The sequence below is a fragment of the Salinivibrio sp. PR932 genome, assembly GCF_001996125.1.
GTDB classification, from domain to species: domain Bacteria; phylum Pseudomonadota; class Gammaproteobacteria; order Enterobacterales; family Vibrionaceae; genus Salinivibrio; species Salinivibrio proteolyticus.
This window is the reverse complement of sequence record NZ_MUFM01000018.1, coordinates 48,576-63,299: the sequence shown is the minus strand read 5'-3', so window position 1 is coordinate 63,299 and position 14,724 is coordinate 48,576. Positions and strand designations below refer to the sequence as shown.

Sequence of the window (14,724 nt, the reverse complement as noted above, 5' to 3'; positions counted from 1 at the left end):
ACTATAAAAGTTGTCGTTTGGTCACTCAGTTCATCGAATAAATCTTTTTGTCTATTCTCAACGAGTGCCCACACAGATTGCATAGGTCAAATTGTTAAAGAGCGTGTCGATTTAGTGGTCGGCATTTCGTGACTTGCGTCTCATTGCCCCGTCGACAGGAAGCGCAGTATAGAGATTTCAGTTTTTCCCGCAACCCCTTTTTGCAAAAAACTTTTCGTTAGCGCAAAAAGTGAACAGAAACGGTCGTTTTGTTTAATAAACCAGCAAAAACCGTCCAACTTTCGCTTACCAAGCTTACTATTATAGTACCCACCCTCTGCTCTTTCCATAAAATGTGGCATACATCATACATTCGGGCTGGTAGCATAGTCGCTCTGTTTCTCACTAGGGAGTCATCGATATGAAGCATTGGCTTTTTCTGGGGTTTGCCATCGTGGCAGAGGTGATTGCAACCGCATCACTCAAAAACAGTGACGGCTTTTCTAAGCTCGTCCCTTCCGTATTAGTGGTGGTGGGATACAGTTTTTCCTTCTATTTGCTTGCGCTAACACTCCGAGCGATCCCTGTGGGTATTGCTTATGCCATCTGGGCTGGCGCCGGTGTGACTTTGATAGCGCTCATTGGTTGGTTGGTCTTCGGTCAGAAGCTTGATACGCCGGCGGTGATTGGAATGGCGCTGATTGTTGCCGGTGTGGCCGTGATGAATTTATTTTCATCTGCATCTCCGCACTAGTTATCACGCCCACTGACGGTCGAACTAAAACAAAAAACCCAGCCGAAGCTGGGTTTTTCTTGTTCAGGGGAAAGGCAATTACATCATGCCGCCCATTCCGCCCATGCCACCCATACCAGCAGCGCCCATATCAGCACCGCCGTCTTTTTGTGGCAAGTCAGTAACCATTGCTTCGGTGGTGATCATTAGACCAGCAACAGAGGCAGCAAATTGCAGTGCACTACGAGTCACTTTGGTTGGGTCAAGAATACCCATTTCGATCATGTCACCGTATTCACCGGTTGCGGCGTTGTAACCATAGTTACCGTCACCTGCTTTCACATTGTTCGCAACCACTGAATCTTCGTCACCCGCGTTAGTCGCGATTTGACGAATAGGCGCTTCCATGGCGCGCAGTGCAACACGGATACCGACGTTTTGCTCTTCGTTATCGCCTTTCAGCTCGCCAACTTTGCTAGCGGCACGGATAAGCGCAACGCCACCACCGGCAACCACGCCTTCTTCCACTGCCGCACGAGTCGCGTGCAGAGCATCTTCAACGCGATCTTTCTTCTCTTTCATTTCGACTTCGGTCGCTGCGCCGACTTTGATTACTGCAACACCACCAGCCAGTTTGGCGACGCGCTCTTGCAGTTTTTCTTTGTCGTAGTCTGAGCTCGCTTCTTCGATTTGTTGACGAATTTGAGCAACACGCGCTTCGATAGAGGCTTCTTCACCAACACCATCGATAATGGTGGTGTTGTCTTTAGTAACAGTGACACGCTTAGCTTGGCCTAGATCTTCCAGCGTCACTTTCTCCAGTTCCATGCCAATCTCTTCTGAGATCACGGTACCAGCAGTCAGTGTCGCGATGTCTTGTAGCATCGCTTTACGACGATCACCAAAGCCAGGGGCTTTCACGGCAGCAACTTTCACGATGCCACGCATGTTGTTAACCACCAAGGTAGCCAGCGCTTCACCTTCAACATCTTCTGCGATGATCAGCAGTGGACGAGATGCTTTAGAAACCGCTTCTAGCGTTGGTAGCAGCTCACGGATGTTAGACACTTTTTTGTCGATCAGCAGGATAAATGGGTTATCCAGCTCAACGTTGCCAGCTTCTTGGTTGTTGATGAAGTAAGGAGACAGGTAACCACGGTCGAACTGCATGCCTTCAACAACGCTCAGCTCGTCTTGCAGAGATTGACCTTCTTCAACAGTAATAACGCCGTCGCGACCTACTTTGTCCATGGCTTCAGCAATGATCTTACCCACAGTCTCATCTGAGTTGGCAGAGATAGTACCCACCTGAGCGATCGCATTGCTGGTTGAGCAAGGTGAAGACAGTTTTTTCAGCTCTTCAACCGCAGCAACCACCGCTTTGTCGATACCACGCTTCAGATCCATTGGGTTCATGCCCGCAGCAACCGCTTTCAAGCCTTCATTGACGATAGATTGCGCCAATACAGTTGCAGTGGTCGTACCGTCACCTGCCGCATCATTTGCTTGTGAAGCGACTTCTTTTACCATTTGTGCGCCCATGTTCTGGAACTTGTCTTCCAGCTCGATTTCACGGGCAACAGACACGCCGTCTTTGGTGATAGTTGGCGCACCGAATGATTTGTCTAGAACAACGTTACGACCTTTAGGGCCTAGTGTGACTTTCACGGCATCCGCCAGAACATTCACACCTTCGAGCATTTTCGCACGCGCGTCGTCACTAAATTTAACGTCTTTAGCAGCCATGATTCTATTCCTTTCTTACGTTCTTGATTGGAGGTGAAATGAATTACTCAACGATTGCCATAATGTCGCTTTCTGACAGGATCAGGACTTCTTTACCGTCGATTTTTTCACTCTTAGTACCGAAGCCTTCAGAGAAGATAACAGTGTCACCCACTTTAACGTCCAATGGCTGCACGTTGCCGTTTTCAAGAATACGGCCATTGCCTACCGCCAGTACTTTACCGCGAGTAGACTTTTCTGCAGCAGAACCAGTTAACACGATGCCGCCTGCTGATTTAGACTCAGCTTCTTGGCGCTCAACGATAACGCGATCATGTAGTGGACGAATGTTCATCGGTCGTCTCCTGAATTAGTAATGATGTTCCGTTTGATGAAGTAAGTATGCACACAGGCCGTTCATGCGTCCGGTTCCTGATGTAACTCCCTATGTGGGGACGCCCTTTTTCTTTCCCAAGGGTTTTACAGCAATTTTTTTGATTTTTTTTACCCGGCAGCTTCCTCACCTAGGTGCGATCCGCTAGGGTAAGCCGTCCCAACCCAGTGATCAGAGATTATGAACGACAAACACGGGCTGCTGTCCGCCCCGATCAACCTCACATTGCGTAAGATGACCGTGCCCATGGTATTTGGGCTGTTCGCGATCATCATGTTTAATGTGGTGGATACCTTCTTTATTTCACTGCTTGGCACGGAAGCACTCGCTGCGGTGAGCTTCACCTTTCCCATCACCTTTGCAGTTAACTCCATCACGCTAGGATTAGGGGTCGGCATTGCCGCCTTGGTCGCGCGATTACTCGGCCAGGGTGATCATCAAGATGCCGCGCGGGTCTCGAGTCATGGTTTGATCTTGGCGGTACTCATGGTGATGGTCGTCGGTTGGTTAGGAGCCGCCACCATCAATCCGGTGTTCTCAGCGTTGGGGGCAAGCGATAACTTATTGCCGTTAATCCACGATTACATGCAGGTGTGGTATCTCACTATTCCATTGCTCGTCGTGCCGATGGCAGGGAACGCGGCTATCCGCGCCACGGGCGATACAAAAACCCCAGCAAAAATCATGATGGTCTCCGGCCTGATTAATGGAGCGCTCGACCCCTTACTGATTTTTGGCTTGGGCCCATTTCCAGAACTGGGAGTGCAAGGGGCGGCCATCGCCAGCGCCGTCAGTTGGGCGGGGGCATTAGTTGCCGCGTTGAGTATTCTTATCCGCCGCGAGCGACTGTTGATGGCGCCACAATGGACGAAACTGGCGACTGATGTGCGTCAGATCCTTAAAATTGGTATGCCGGCTGGAATGACCAATGCCTTAAACCCGGCCGCAGGTGCCATTTTAATGATGATGCTTGCCTCACAGGGGACAGAAAGTGTTGCTGCCTATGGCGCCGCTCAACGCATTGAAGCCATTTTATTAATTGTGATGATGGCGATGACGTCATCGCTCACGCCCTTAATGTCGCAAAACTTTGGTGCGCAATACCATCAACGGGCCTTTCAGGCGCTGTTTAGCGCGATGCGCTTTGCCATCTTGTTTCAATTTGCCTTGTACTTGTCGCTGTGGCCTTTTATCGATTTGATTGCGGATTTGTTCAGTGACGATGTGCGGGTTCAACAAGAAATTGCCCACTATTTAATGGTGGTCCCGGCCAGTTACGGCTTACAAGGCACCTTGATGTTATTGGTCGGCGGCCTGAATGCGATGAAACGTTCGCTGCATTCGTTCGCCTGCAACCTCGTCCGTTTGTTTGTCTTCTTGGTGCCCTGTGCATGGTTGGGCGGCATGGTCAACGGCACCCATGGTCTGTTTGCGGGCATCGCCATTGCTAATCTGCTCGCCGGTATTATGGCGTACCTGTATGCTGTGGTGTTGCGCCGTCAGACACTCGCGGCATCATTGCCCGTCTGAGCCAGCTCTTGAACGCGGTGCTGCAACGCATCTAACGCCTGATAAAGCGCTTGATACTGCGCCGCACTGAGTCCCTCGAGCATGGCTTTTTCCCACTCCAGTACTTTGGGAACAATGGTCTGGTAATGGGTGCGGCCTTTGTCGGTCAAATGGACTAACGCGGCGCGCTGATCACCTTGGCATGCGCGTCGCTCTACCAACTGATGTTGCTCTAAACGGGTAAGCAAGCGCGACACTTTCACTTTATCCAGCCGTGTTTCTGCGGCTAAATCTTTCGCCATCACGCCATCCCGTGCGCCCAAAGAGGCCAGCACGCGCCATTCTGGACGCGACAATCCAAACTCTGCTTCATAACGTGCCGCAAGACTGTCGGCGACCAACTCCGCCGTGTGGACCAACTTATACGGCAAAAAGCTATCGAGTGCTAAATGAGGAAGGGTCATGTCAGTTAGTTTCAAATGAAATCATATAGCCTACTTTACGAGAGGCTTCGATAAGATGCAAAGGTAGTGCTTTGTTTACACTTACGATTTTTAGGCGGCAAAAATACTGAACACACAAGGTAAAATATTTGTTAACGGTGCGTTGCTTTTTCTTATCTCTGATCGCTAGTATAAACGGATAGATTGTTTCTTTTGAAACTATTTGGCGGTCCCAGTGAACTCGGCCGCCCAGCACAAGGAGCGAGTTATGCGAAAGTGGTTTTCATTCCCCATTCGTGAAGGGGATGCCTCACGTCAAGCCCACTGCGACTTTCCCGAGGGAACCTACGAGCGCGAGTGTGGTAAGGAAGGCTTTTTTGGCCCGGCGAGTCATATGTATCACCGCCATCCCCCGACGGGCTGGAGCGAGTGGGAAGGCCCATTGCGACCGCATGCTTTTGACACCAACCGAGTTGAAACTCAAGGCACGTCACCAATGGATGCGCCTGTGCTGTTATCCAATGCCAACGTTCAGGTTCGCTTATGGCGCACCGATACTGCCATGTCTTATCTGGTGCGCAACAGTGATGGCGACGATTGCTTATTTGTCCATCAGGGCGAAGGCTCGCTGTATTGCGATTATGGCCACTTGCGCTATACCAAAGGCGATTATTTGATCATTCCTCGCGCCACCAGCTGGCGACTGGTGCCGGATGAGGCCACCACCTTGTTGATGATTGAAGCGACACACGGCTCCTATATGAGCGCCGAACGAGGCATTGTCGGCGAACATGCGGTGTTTGACCCCGCAGTGTTAGAACATGCACGCATTGACGATAGCTTTAAAGCCCAGCAATCCGACAGCGAAAGCTGGCAGGTGATAATTAAATCGCGCCAACAGCTTAACCGCGTCACTTATCCTTATAACCCACTCGATGCCGTGGGCTGGAAGGGTAACCTCACCGTGTTCCGACTCAACTGGCGAGATATCCGCCCATTAATGAGCCATCGTTATCACTTGCCGCCATCGGCGCACACCACCTTTGTCGCACAAGGTTTTGTGATTTGTACCTTTGTCCCCCGCCCGATCGAGTCCGATCCTGGCGCACTGAAGGTGCCTTTCTACCACAATAACGATGACTATGATGAGGTGCTTTTCTATCACCAAGGTGACTTTTTCAGCCGCGATAACATTGATGCCGGCATGGTGACCCTACACCCTTGTGGCTTCCCACATGGCCCTCACCCAAAAGCGTTCGCCGCGGGCAAAAAGCATCAGAAAAAAGAGACCGATGAAGTGGCGGTGATGATCGATACCCGCATGCCACTTGATATGGGCGACGCGGCGAAAGCCACCGAGCTGACCGATTATGTTTACTCTTGGCGCACGCCAAGTGACGCAGAATAGCGAAGGAGAAAGCAATGAAACTGGCTTCACTCAAACACGGACGTGATGGCAAATTGATTTTGGTCTCTCGTGACCTTACTCGCGCCGTCCACGCCGACGATATTGCGCCCACACTACAAGCGGCACTCGATAATTGGGCGACCCTTGCGCCCAAACTGACTCAGCGCTACGACGCGCTCAACGACAACCAAGTCAGTGAGTCCTTTGCCTTTGACCCGAGTGTCTGCGACTCACCACTGCCCCGCGCCTATCAGTGGGCGGATGGTAGCGCCTACGTTAACCACGTTGAACTGGTGCGCAAAGCACGCGGCGCACAAATGCCTGAGAGTTTTTGGACCGACCCACTGATGTATCAAGGCATGTCTGATGGCTTTCTCGGCCCACGTGACGAGATTGAATTGGTCGATGATGCGTGGGGTTGTGACTTTGAAGCCGAGCTTGCCGTCGTCACCGATGACGTCCCCATGCACCTTAGTGCTGACAAAGCGGGCCAACACATTAAACTGCTGATGCTGGTCAACGACGTTTCACTGCGCAACCTGATCCCCGGCGAGCTTGCCAAAGGGTTCGGCTTTTTCCAATCTAAGCCGGCTTCTGCATTTTCACCAGTGGCGGTTACCCCAGATGAGCTGGGCGATCACTGGCGCGATCATAAAGTCCACCTACCGATGCATGTCACCCTCAACGGCGAATGGTTCGGTTCGCCCGACGCGGGTGTGGATATGACCTTTGATTTTGCCGAGCTGGTCGCGCATGTGGCGAAAAGCCGCCATGTCAGCGCTGGGACCATTATTGGCTCCGGCACCGTCTCCAATACCGATCGCAGTAAAGGCTCTTGCTGCTTAGCCGAAAAGCGCATGCTGGAAATTATCGACCAAGGCGAGGCAAAAACTCCGTTTATGACCTTTGGCGATAGCGTCACCATCGATATGCGCGACAGCCAAAATGCGTCTATTTTCGGCGCCATTGAGCAAACTGTGACCCGTTACATCGCAGAGTAACCTTGATGCGCGCCTGGTGCCTCTGGGCGCGCTTTACGTTGACGCCGCCTAGGAGCTTGTATGCTGCTTTATGATTACAGTAAGTCGACCGCGGCCTACCGCGTCCGCATCGCCCTTGGCCTTAAAGGCCTCAGCTACCAACGAGAAACCGTGTCTTTGCTGGATAAACACCAGCACAGCGACGCCTATCGCTCGCTCAATCCCGCCGGTTTAGTGCCTACCTTGGTCGATGGCGATGTCACCTTGAGCCAATCGCTCGCCATTATCGAATACCTCGACGAGCGCTATCCACAGGTCAAACTGCTCCCCAGTGATCCAGTGCAAAAAGCCCAGTGCCGATCTCTGGCGCTCGATATTGCCTGTGATGTGCATCCACTCAATAACTTACGGGTTCTGCAATACTTAACCGGCCCCTTTGGCCACAGTGATGATGACAAAATCACTTGGTATCACCATTGGCTAAAACAAGGGTTCGATGGCTTGGAAGCCAAACTACAGGGATTAGACAGCCCCTTTATCGGCGGAGAAGCGCCTAATTTGGCCGATATTTGTTTAGTCGCGCAGCTGTTTAATGCACGCCGATTTGCGTTTGATTTAACGGCCTACCCAACTTTGACGCGCATTGAATCACAATGCCAAACGCTGGATGCATTTATACAGGCACACCCTGATAAGAGCTAAGGAGAGGACATGAAAGACGGATTGTTGTGGGCGCCGGATAAGGAACGTCAAACCCACACCTTACTCGCCGCGTTTATCCGTGCCGTGAATCAGACTCACGACACCCAGCTGAGTGGCTATGACGATCTTTATGCATGGTCAGTGCGTCAAAGCGGCGATTTTTGGCAACAATTATGGCAATTTTCCGGCGTGATCGGCGATCCGGGCGAGAGAGTGTGCGATATCGACCCCGAGCACCCTAATCGGGATAGCCAGTGGTTTCCCACCGCACGTCTGAACTATGCCGAAAACCTGCTCAAGCACGCAGAGCAATATGCCGACCAACCAGCGATGATTTTTAGCGGTGAGCATGAGGTAGCACGCACCCTCACTTGGCGCGAGCTCGTCGATCAGGTGGCGGTCATCCGTCACTACCTAGATACGCAAGGCGTTCAACCAGGCGATGTGATTGCCGGCTATTTACCTAATCTGCCTGAAACCGTGATTGCGATGCTTGCCACCGCAGCACTGGGCGCGATTTGGACCTCAACCTCACCGGACTTTGGCGTCGACAGTGTGTTAGACCGTTTTGGCCAAACCGAGCCCAAAGTGCTGTTTACCACCGATCATTACCACTACAACGGCAAAACCTATGACTGCCTGAATAAAGCGCAGCAGGTGGTGGATAACGTACCAGCCATTGAGCGCCTAGTGGTGATCCCTTTTGATGGCGATCGACCTTCTTTACCTGCTAGCGTGGATAACTGGCAAGACTTATTAGCCAAGGACGCGCCGCCGCTTCGCTTTACCCGCGTGGCGTTCAATGCGCCACTCTTTGTGCTGTACTCTTCCGGCACCACGGGTAAGCCCAAGTGCATAATTCATTCGGTGGGCGGGATATTGCTCAATCATTTGAAAGAGCATCAGCTCCATTCGGATGTGCGCCCCGGCGATCGCTTTTTCTATTTCACCACCTGCGGCTGGATGATGTGGAATTGGCAGGTCAGTGCCTTGGCAAGTGGCGCGACCTTAGTGCTTTATGATGGCTCGCCGTTTTATCCGGATGCGGGGGTACTTTGGCGACTGGCCGAGCGGCATCAGATCACCCTTTTTGGTACGGCGGCGAAATACTTAGAGGCATTGGAAAAACAAGGGGTGGCGCCAAAAGAGGATTACTCGCTGGCGTCGCTACGCGTCCTGTGTTCGACCGGCTCGGTACTTGCGCCCGAGCAGTTTGATTATGTCTATCAAAAGATAAAGTCTGATCTTCAGTTAAGCTCGATTGCGGGTGGCACCGACATTTGTGGCTGCTTTGTTCTTGGCAGCCCGCTGTCACCGGTTTATCGCGGCGAAAGCCAAAAGCGCGGCTTGGCGCTCGATGTACAAGTGTTTAACGCCCAAGGCCAAGCGGTCGAGGAGCAGAAAGGGGAGCTGGTGTGCTGTAATAGCTTCCCCAACCAGCCGGTTGGCTTTTGGCACGATACCGATGGCAGCCGCTACCACAATGCCTATTGGAACAAGATTGATGATATCTGGTTTCATGGTGACTATGTACGCCTGACCGCACAAGGTGGCATGGTGTTCTATGGCCGGTCTGATGCGGTATTGAACCCAGGCGGGGTGCGAATTGGTACGGCGGAAATCTATCGCCATGTGAATCAGCTTAGCGAGATCATGGATTCGGTGGTCATCGGCCAGCAATGGCAAAATGATGTCCGCGTGGTGCTATTCGTCAAACTCGCCGCCGGCGTGACACTGGATGAGTCACTCAAGCAAACCATCAAAAAAACCATCCGCACCCAGTGCACGCCGCGTCACGTTCCCGCCGTAATTGCCGAGGTGAGCGATATTCCACGCACCAAGTCAGGGAAACTGGCCGAGTTAGCGGTGCGCGATGTGGTCCATGGCCAAGACGTGGCACAGTTAAGCGCACTGGATAACCCAGCATCACTCGACCAATACCGCCAGCGCCCCGAGCTCACCGAGTAAGCTGACGCCATGATCGAAAAAGGCCGCATCCTCATGCGGCCTTTTGGCTGAGTTTAATCCCGACATGGCTTAGCGCAGGCGATGGTCATCATCGTCATCTTTGCGCTCATATTCTCCCTCAAAGGTATTGCCATCCTCACCACGGCCTCCGCGACGGAACGGATCCTCACCAAAAGGACCTTGCGCATTGCCCCCTTGATGGAAGCTACCTTGGCTAAAGCCTGCTTGAGACACAGTGACGCGCTTCATCACTTGTTTGGCGAGCGCGGCTCGCGGCCCAGGTAAAAGCACCAACATCCCCATCGCATCGGTCATAAAACCTGGCGTTAACAGCAGCACACCGGCGACGGCCAGCATCACGCCTTCAAGGATTTGCTGAGCGGGTAATTCCCCTCGGTTGAGCCTGTCTTGCACCGAAGCCAAGGTCATAATGCCTTGGCTTCGCACCAAAGACGCACCGACAAACGCGGTAATCAAAACCAGCGCCAGTGTGGGCCACAGCCCCAGCCAGCCACCAACCTGAATAAACAGGCCAATTTCGATCACTGGCACCAAAATAAATAGCAGTAATAAAACTGGAAACACGGTTCACCTCGCACTGGAAATTCACTTTTCATCCTAACATCAAAATCACGCAAAAGCCGAATCGGGAAAGTGGATTTACTGCTTGAATCTCGCGGCAAGAAAGCGCATTTTGTTATCGCCTCCTCTTAGTGCTGTGACCGGTGTCAGCCCTTTTCACCACATCATATGCTCTAATAGCGGCGAAAGGATGTAAGAGACGATACATCCAGCCAAAATCTCTGAGGAATGGATTCTACAGCAAAATTTGTGGCGACGTTTTAATCATTATAATAACTTTGATGTTAAGGCCAACACATGTCTCAGACGATTATTACACCCAATGATACCCCTACGCTGACTACTGCAACCCGCCTTGAAGAAGACTTACTCGGTCAACGCGCTGTTCCAGCCGATGCGTATTACGGTATTCACACCTTGCGCGCCATTGAGAACTTTACCATCTCAAGTACCCGTATTTCAGACATTCCCGATTTCGTACGCGGCATGGTTTACACCAAAAAAGCCGCCGCGATGGCAAACCAAGAACTCGGCGTGATCCCCTCTGATGTCGGTGACTACATTATCAAAGCCTGTGACCAGATTTTGGAAACGGGTAAATGCATGGATCAGTTCCCCTCGGATGTCTTCCAAGGCGGCGCAGGCACCTCAGTGAACATGAATGCTAACGAGGTGATTGCCAACCTTGCGCTTGAACTGATGGGGCATGAGAAAGGTGACTATGATGTGATTAACCCCAACGACCACGTCAATAAGAGCCAATCGACCAACTGTGCGTACCCCACCGGCTTCCGAATTGCAGTCTACAACAGCATTCTCAAATTGATGGATGCGATTGATTATCTGCAAAACGAATTCAACAAAAAAGCGGAGACTTACTCTCACGTACTGAAGATGGGCCGCACCCAGCTGCAAGACGCAGTACCGATGACGGTCGGACAAGAGTTCAAAGCCTTTTCGGTACTACTGCGTGAAGAGATTAAGAACATTAAATATACCGCCGCACTGCTGCTCGAAGTCAATCTCGGCGCGACCGCGATTGGCACCAAGTTGAATGCCGCAGAAGGCTATCAGCAACTGGCGGTAAAACATCTGGCTGAAATCACAGGTCTGCCATGTATCCCGGCCGAAGATTTGATTGAAGCCACGTCAGACTGTGGCGCGTATGTCATGGTCCACGGCGCGCTGAAACGCTTGGCGGTGAAACTATCGAAGATCTGTAACGACTTGCGTCTACTCTCCTCGGGCCCACGTGCGGGACTCAATGAGATTAACCTACCCGAAATGCAGGCAGGTTCATCCATTATGCCCGCCAAGGTCAACCCAGTGATCCCCGAGGTAGTCAACCAAGTGTGCTTTAAGGTGATGGGCAACGATACCACCATTACGTTTGCCGCCGAAGCCGGCCAACTTCAGCTTAACGTGATGGAGCCCGTGATTGGACAGGCACTGTTTGAGTCTATTTCCATTCTGGCGAATGGCTGCCGGAACTTGGGTGAGAAGTGTGTAAGCGGGATTACCGTCAACCAAGAGGTGTGCGAGCACTATGTGCACAACTCGATTGGGATTATCACTTATCTCAACCCCTTTATCGGCCACCACGAGGGCGATATTGTCGGCAAGATTTGTGCGGAAACAGGAAAGAGCGTGAAAGAAGTGGTGCTAGAACGCGGGTTAATGTCCGAAGAAGAACTTGAAGACATCTTCTCCGTCGACAACCTGATGCATCCCAAGTATCGCGGTAAACGCTTTAACGCCTAAGTGAATAACGGTTATCTGATCAACAAGGGCGCTCAATGCGCCCTTTTTTATTATTCACCTGTCTTTCTATTGGCTTACAGCACCTGAGTGAGTAACAAACCGCAGGCAATACTGAAGACCATACTGAGCAACCCCGGCACCATAAAGCTGTGGTTAAACACATATTTACCAATCTGAGTTGTCCCTGTTCGGTCAAAATCAATAGAAGCAATGATAGGACCATAATTAGGGATAAAGAAGTAACCATTTACCGCCACAAAGGTCGCGATGATAATTGAGGGTGGCAGACCCAGTGTAATCGCTACTGGCACCAGCACAGCCGTTGTTGCACCTTGGCTATTCACCATGACCGATAGCGCAAACAAGGCAAAGGCGAACGTCCAAGGCGCCACCTCAACCAAGCCAGACACGGCGTCTTTTACCATATCCGCATGCCCACCAATCAAGGTGTCACCCAGCCACGCAATACCAAAGATAGCGACAATGGCACGCATACCCGCATGAAACACCGAACCTTGGCTAATCGCATTGCCATCCGGTTTACAGGTCAAGATGATCAGTGCACCGACTGACAGCATCACAATTTCAATGGTGTGCGCCATGCCAAGAGGCTCGCCGTCAAACGCTGGGCGCAACGAAGGAAACGCCCCCATTAGCACCACGGTAATGGCCCCGAGTAAAAATAAGGTCACCGATTTTTTCGCTTCCGGCGTCACCTCGACCTCTTCCACGGTCGATGATGCTTCCATTTCTGCGCGAAATGCTGGGTCTTGAAGGCGGCGTTGGTACTCAGGATCGTCTTTAAGCTCTTTGCCAAGCTTATTGACGATCACACACGCAAGCGCAAGACCGATAAAGGTACTGGGAATGGTCACTGACAGCACATCGGTGAGCGTAATCCCTTGTGGCTCTAAAAAGGCCACGCAGGCCACCACAGCAGCAGCGATGGGGCTGGCCACAATCGCAAATTGCGAGGCGATAACCGCCATACTTAATGGGCGTGCCGGGCGAATGCCACTACGGCGGCTCACTTCCGCAATCACAGGCAACACGGAATAAGCAACGTGTCCTGTCCCCGCCATCATGGTAAAGACATAGGTCACTAAGGGGGCAATAAAGGTAATGTGACGCGGGTTTTTACGCAAAATCCCCGTGGCAATTTTAATCAGAAAATCGAGACCACCGGCTGCCTGCATACTGGCTGCAGCGGCAACGACTGCCATGATCATCAGCATGACATCAATCGGTGGATGCGTGGGTTGCATACCAAACCCAAAACTTAATATCGCGAGGCCAACCCCGCCCATCACACCTAAACCAATGCCGCCAATTCGGGCACCAATCAAGATGCAGCTGAGTACTACTAAAAACTCAACCAAAAACATAACGCTCTCCTACTCTGGATAGTTGGGCCCAATTTCCTTACTAGCCAACGCCATGATCGTCTGTCATTTCGCCCTGATGTCGCCAACGTTAACCAGTGTTATTGGGATATGAGTGTCGAGACGGTTCCTTGTCTGTGCATCATCATGATGTTTGCCTTCCGTGAAGGGGATGTGCACGCATGCGCAGCATCATGGATGACAGGCTATCCGTGAGCAGTAACACGCGTGTTGATATAAGTAATAAAAACTAACACTTTTGCGTCCTTCATAACAAAAAGTTCGTAAAATGAGATCTTTAACGCAGATTGTTTCGCCAATGCCTGTTGGGTTATTGATCAATTCACCGCTTCCTCACATTTAATTGTTATGATATAACATAACAATTAAATACAACGACAAGAGGCACTCCACGGTGAAAAAAGATATCCACCCTCCGTATCAACAAGTCGTGTTCCATGACACCAGTGTCGATACCTATTTTATGATTGGTTCAACCTTGCAAACGTCACGTACCATTGAGTGGCACGACGGTAAAACCTATCCCTATTTTCCACTCGATGTCTCGAGTGCATCGCATCCGGTGTACACGGGTAAACAGCGGGTCACAAACAAAGAAGGACGCGCGGCACACTTCGCCCGCAAGTTTGGCCAAATTGGTGGCAGCCAAAAGGAGAGGTCATGAAGGTCGTGAACTCACTGAAAAGCGCCCGCCAGCGTCACCCTGATTGTCAGGTTGTCCGTCGTCGCGGGCGCATGTTTGTTATTTGCAAAACCAATTCACGTTTTAAAGCCGTGCAGGGGCGGGTGAAAAAACGCGCCTAAGCGTCTGCGACGCACTGCCACTGATGGGGCAGTGCTTCTCGGCGGGCAAACATCTTGATGTGGCTACTGACCGTTTCAGTCACTAAGGTCAAGTTCGCCTCATCGTCGGCGTGGCATGTAACACGCAACTGGGTCCCTTGCACCTGCATATCGCACACACCCGCAGGGAAATGCACACGTCCTGTTTGCTCATCCCAGCTCGCCTCGACTTTGCGACCAAAGTGACGACACAAGGTCTGCAAGTAACGTGGGGCATGCTCGGACTCAATTATCGTTGTCATACTCGGCATACGTTCTCCTTGGTAGGCTGGCATAGATGCCAGCCTCATCGCG

15 protein-coding genes are annotated in these 14,724 nt (G+C 51.6%); 9 read left to right on the top strand and 6 right to left on the bottom strand.

The annotated features are described in order from the left end of the window. Positions 1–400: 400 nt before the first annotated feature. Positions 401–733 carry an SMR family transporter gene (locus BZG84_RS10300; protein WP_069586952.1) on the top strand — a complete coding sequence of 111 codons (333 nt, stop codon included), beginning with the start codon at positions 401–403 and terminating at the stop codon, positions 731–733. Positions 734–811: 78 nt separating this feature from the next. Here the strand turns inward: BZG84_RS10300 and groL are convergent, their stop codons facing one another. Both groL and BZG84_RS10290 read right to left on the bottom strand, forming a co-directional pair. Next, entirely contained in the window at positions 812–2,458 is a 1,647-nt protein-coding gene (groL, locus tag BZG84_RS10295; RefSeq protein WP_077456079.1) for a chaperonin GroEL, read from the bottom strand. 43 nt (positions 2,459–2,501) lie between these two features. Beyond that, on the bottom strand, positions 2,502–2,792 hold the full coding sequence (locus BZG84_RS10290; RefSeq protein WP_069586954.1) for a co-chaperone GroES: 291 nt from the start codon (positions 2,790–2,792) through the stop codon (positions 2,502–2,504). Between the two features lie 219 nt (positions 2,793–3,011). Between BZG84_RS10290 and BZG84_RS10285 the strand changes: the two genes are divergently transcribed. Further along, positions 3,012–4,361, top strand: coding sequence for an MATE family efflux transporter (locus tag BZG84_RS10285; RefSeq protein ID WP_077479096.1), 1,350 nt, complete (start codon positions 3,012–3,014; stop codon positions 4,359–4,361). Here BZG84_RS10285 and BZG84_RS10280 read toward each other — a convergent pair. Beyond that, on the bottom strand, positions 4,331–4,804 hold the full coding sequence (locus BZG84_RS10280) for a MarR family winged helix-turn-helix transcriptional regulator (RefSeq protein ID WP_077479095.1): 474 nt from the start codon (positions 4,802–4,804) through the stop codon (positions 4,331–4,333). The two genes, BZG84_RS10285 and BZG84_RS10280, sit on opposite strands and share 31 nt — an antisense overlap. A gap of 247 nt (positions 4,805–5,051) precedes the next feature. On the opposite strand from BZG84_RS10280, the gene BZG84_RS10275 reads away from it, so the two are divergent. Genes BZG84_RS10275 through BZG84_RS10260 form a run of 4 tightly spaced genes read left to right on the top strand, consistent with a single transcriptional unit; the run spans position 5,052 to position 9,841 of the window. Beyond that, positions 5,052–6,191 carry a homogentisate 1,2-dioxygenase gene (locus BZG84_RS10275; protein WP_077479094.1) on the top strand — a complete coding sequence of 380 codons (1,140 nt, stop codon included), beginning with the start codon at positions 5,052–5,054 and terminating at the stop codon, positions 6,189–6,191. Between the two features lie 14 nt (positions 6,192–6,205). Then, positions 6,206–7,192, top strand: coding sequence for a fumarylacetoacetate hydrolase family protein (locus BZG84_RS10270; RefSeq protein WP_077479093.1), 987 nt, complete (start codon positions 6,206–6,208; stop codon positions 7,190–7,192). Between the two features lie 60 nt (positions 7,193–7,252). After that, positions 7,253–7,873, top strand: a complete 621-nt coding sequence (maiA, locus tag BZG84_RS10265) for a maleylacetoacetate isomerase (RefSeq protein WP_077479092.1) — start codon at positions 7,253–7,255, stop codon at positions 7,871–7,873. Positions 7,874–7,882: 9 nt separating this feature from the next. Further along, a complete protein-coding gene (locus tag BZG84_RS10260) occupies positions 7,883–9,841 on the top strand; it encodes an acetoacetate--CoA ligase (protein WP_077678173.1) in 1,959 nt (652 codons plus the stop codon). Positions 9,842–9,910: 69 nt separating this feature from the next. On the opposite strand, the gene BZG84_RS10255 is transcribed toward BZG84_RS10260, so the two are convergent. Further along, a complete protein-coding gene (locus tag BZG84_RS10255; RefSeq protein ID WP_077456074.1) occupies positions 9,911–10,426 on the bottom strand; it encodes an FxsA family protein in 516 nt (171 codons plus the stop codon). A 306-nt stretch (positions 10,427–10,732) separates the two neighbouring features. On the opposite strand from BZG84_RS10255, the gene aspA reads away from it, so the two are divergent. Then, positions 10,733–12,184, top strand: coding sequence for an aspartate ammonia-lyase (aspA, locus tag BZG84_RS10250; RefSeq protein WP_420876441.1), 1,452 nt, complete (start codon positions 10,733–10,735; stop codon positions 12,182–12,184). 74 nt (positions 12,185–12,258) lie between these two features. On the opposite strand, the gene BZG84_RS10245 is transcribed toward aspA, so the two are convergent. After that, positions 12,259–13,569 (bottom strand): anaerobic C4-dicarboxylate transporter family protein, encoded by a 1,311-nt coding sequence (locus BZG84_RS10245; RefSeq protein ID WP_077479089.1) that lies wholly within the window; start codon positions 13,567–13,569, stop codon positions 12,259–12,261. A 412-nt stretch (positions 13,570–13,981) separates the two neighbouring features. Here BZG84_RS10245 and BZG84_RS10240 point away from each other — a divergent pair, with 412 nt between their 5' ends. Further along, positions 13,982–14,251, top strand: coding sequence for a type B 50S ribosomal protein L31 (locus BZG84_RS10240; protein ID WP_077479088.1), 270 nt, complete (start codon positions 13,982–13,984; stop codon positions 14,249–14,251). Continuing rightward, the gene (ykgO, locus tag BZG84_RS10235; protein ID WP_077479087.1) at positions 14,248–14,391 is read left to right on the top strand and encodes a type B 50S ribosomal protein L36; all 144 of its coding nucleotides are present in this window, start codon (positions 14,248–14,250) and stop codon (positions 14,389–14,391) included. Before BZG84_RS10240 ends, ykgO begins: the two co-directional genes overlap by 4 nt. On the opposite strand, the gene BZG84_RS10230 is transcribed toward ykgO, so the two are convergent. After that, complete coding sequence (locus tag BZG84_RS10230) at positions 14,388–14,672, bottom strand: DUF2218 domain-containing protein (RefSeq protein WP_241825778.1); 285 nt, start codon at positions 14,670–14,672, stop codon at positions 14,388–14,390. The genes ykgO and BZG84_RS10230 overlap by 4 nt on opposite strands. Positions 14,673–14,724: the final 52 nt, after the last annotated feature.

Bases quoted from the DNA above. Each gene is read 5' to 3' on its own strand.
- BZG84_RS10300 (WP_069586952.1), top strand. From the start codon at position 401: ATGAAGCATTGGCTTTTTCTGGGGTTTGCCATCGTGGCAGAGGTGATT.
- groL (WP_077456079.1), bottom strand. From the start codon at position 2,458: ATGGCTGCTAAAGACGTTAAATTTAGTGACGACGCGCGTGCGAAAATG.
- BZG84_RS10290 (WP_069586954.1), bottom strand. From the start codon at position 2,792: ATGAACATTCGTCCACTACATGATCGCGTTATCGTTGAGCGCCAAGAA.
- BZG84_RS10285 (WP_077479096.1), top strand. From the start codon at position 3,012: ATGAACGACAAACACGGGCTGCTGTCCGCCCCGATCAACCTCACATTG.
- BZG84_RS10280 (WP_077479095.1), bottom strand. From the start codon at position 4,804: ATGACCCTTCCTCATTTAGCACTCGATAGCTTTTTGCCGTATAAGTTG.
- BZG84_RS10275 (WP_077479094.1), top strand. From the start codon at position 5,052: ATGCGAAAGTGGTTTTCATTCCCCATTCGTGAAGGGGATGCCTCACGT.
- BZG84_RS10270 (WP_077479093.1), top strand. From the start codon at position 6,206: ATGAAACTGGCTTCACTCAAACACGGACGTGATGGCAAATTGATTTTG.
- maiA (WP_077479092.1), top strand. From the start codon at position 7,253: ATGCTGCTTTATGATTACAGTAAGTCGACCGCGGCCTACCGCGTCCGC.
- BZG84_RS10260 (WP_077678173.1), top strand. From the start codon at position 7,883: ATGAAAGACGGATTGTTGTGGGCGCCGGATAAGGAACGTCAAACCCAC.
- BZG84_RS10245 (WP_077479089.1), bottom strand. From the start codon at position 13,569: ATGTTTTTGGTTGAGTTTTTAGTAGTACTCAGCTGCATCTTGATTGGT.
- ykgO (WP_077479087.1), top strand. From the start codon at position 14,248: ATGAAGGTCGTGAACTCACTGAAAAGCGCCCGCCAGCGTCACCCTGAT.
- BZG84_RS10230 (WP_241825778.1), bottom strand. From the start codon at position 14,672: ATGACAACGATAATTGAGTCCGAGCATGCCCCACGTTACTTGCAGACC.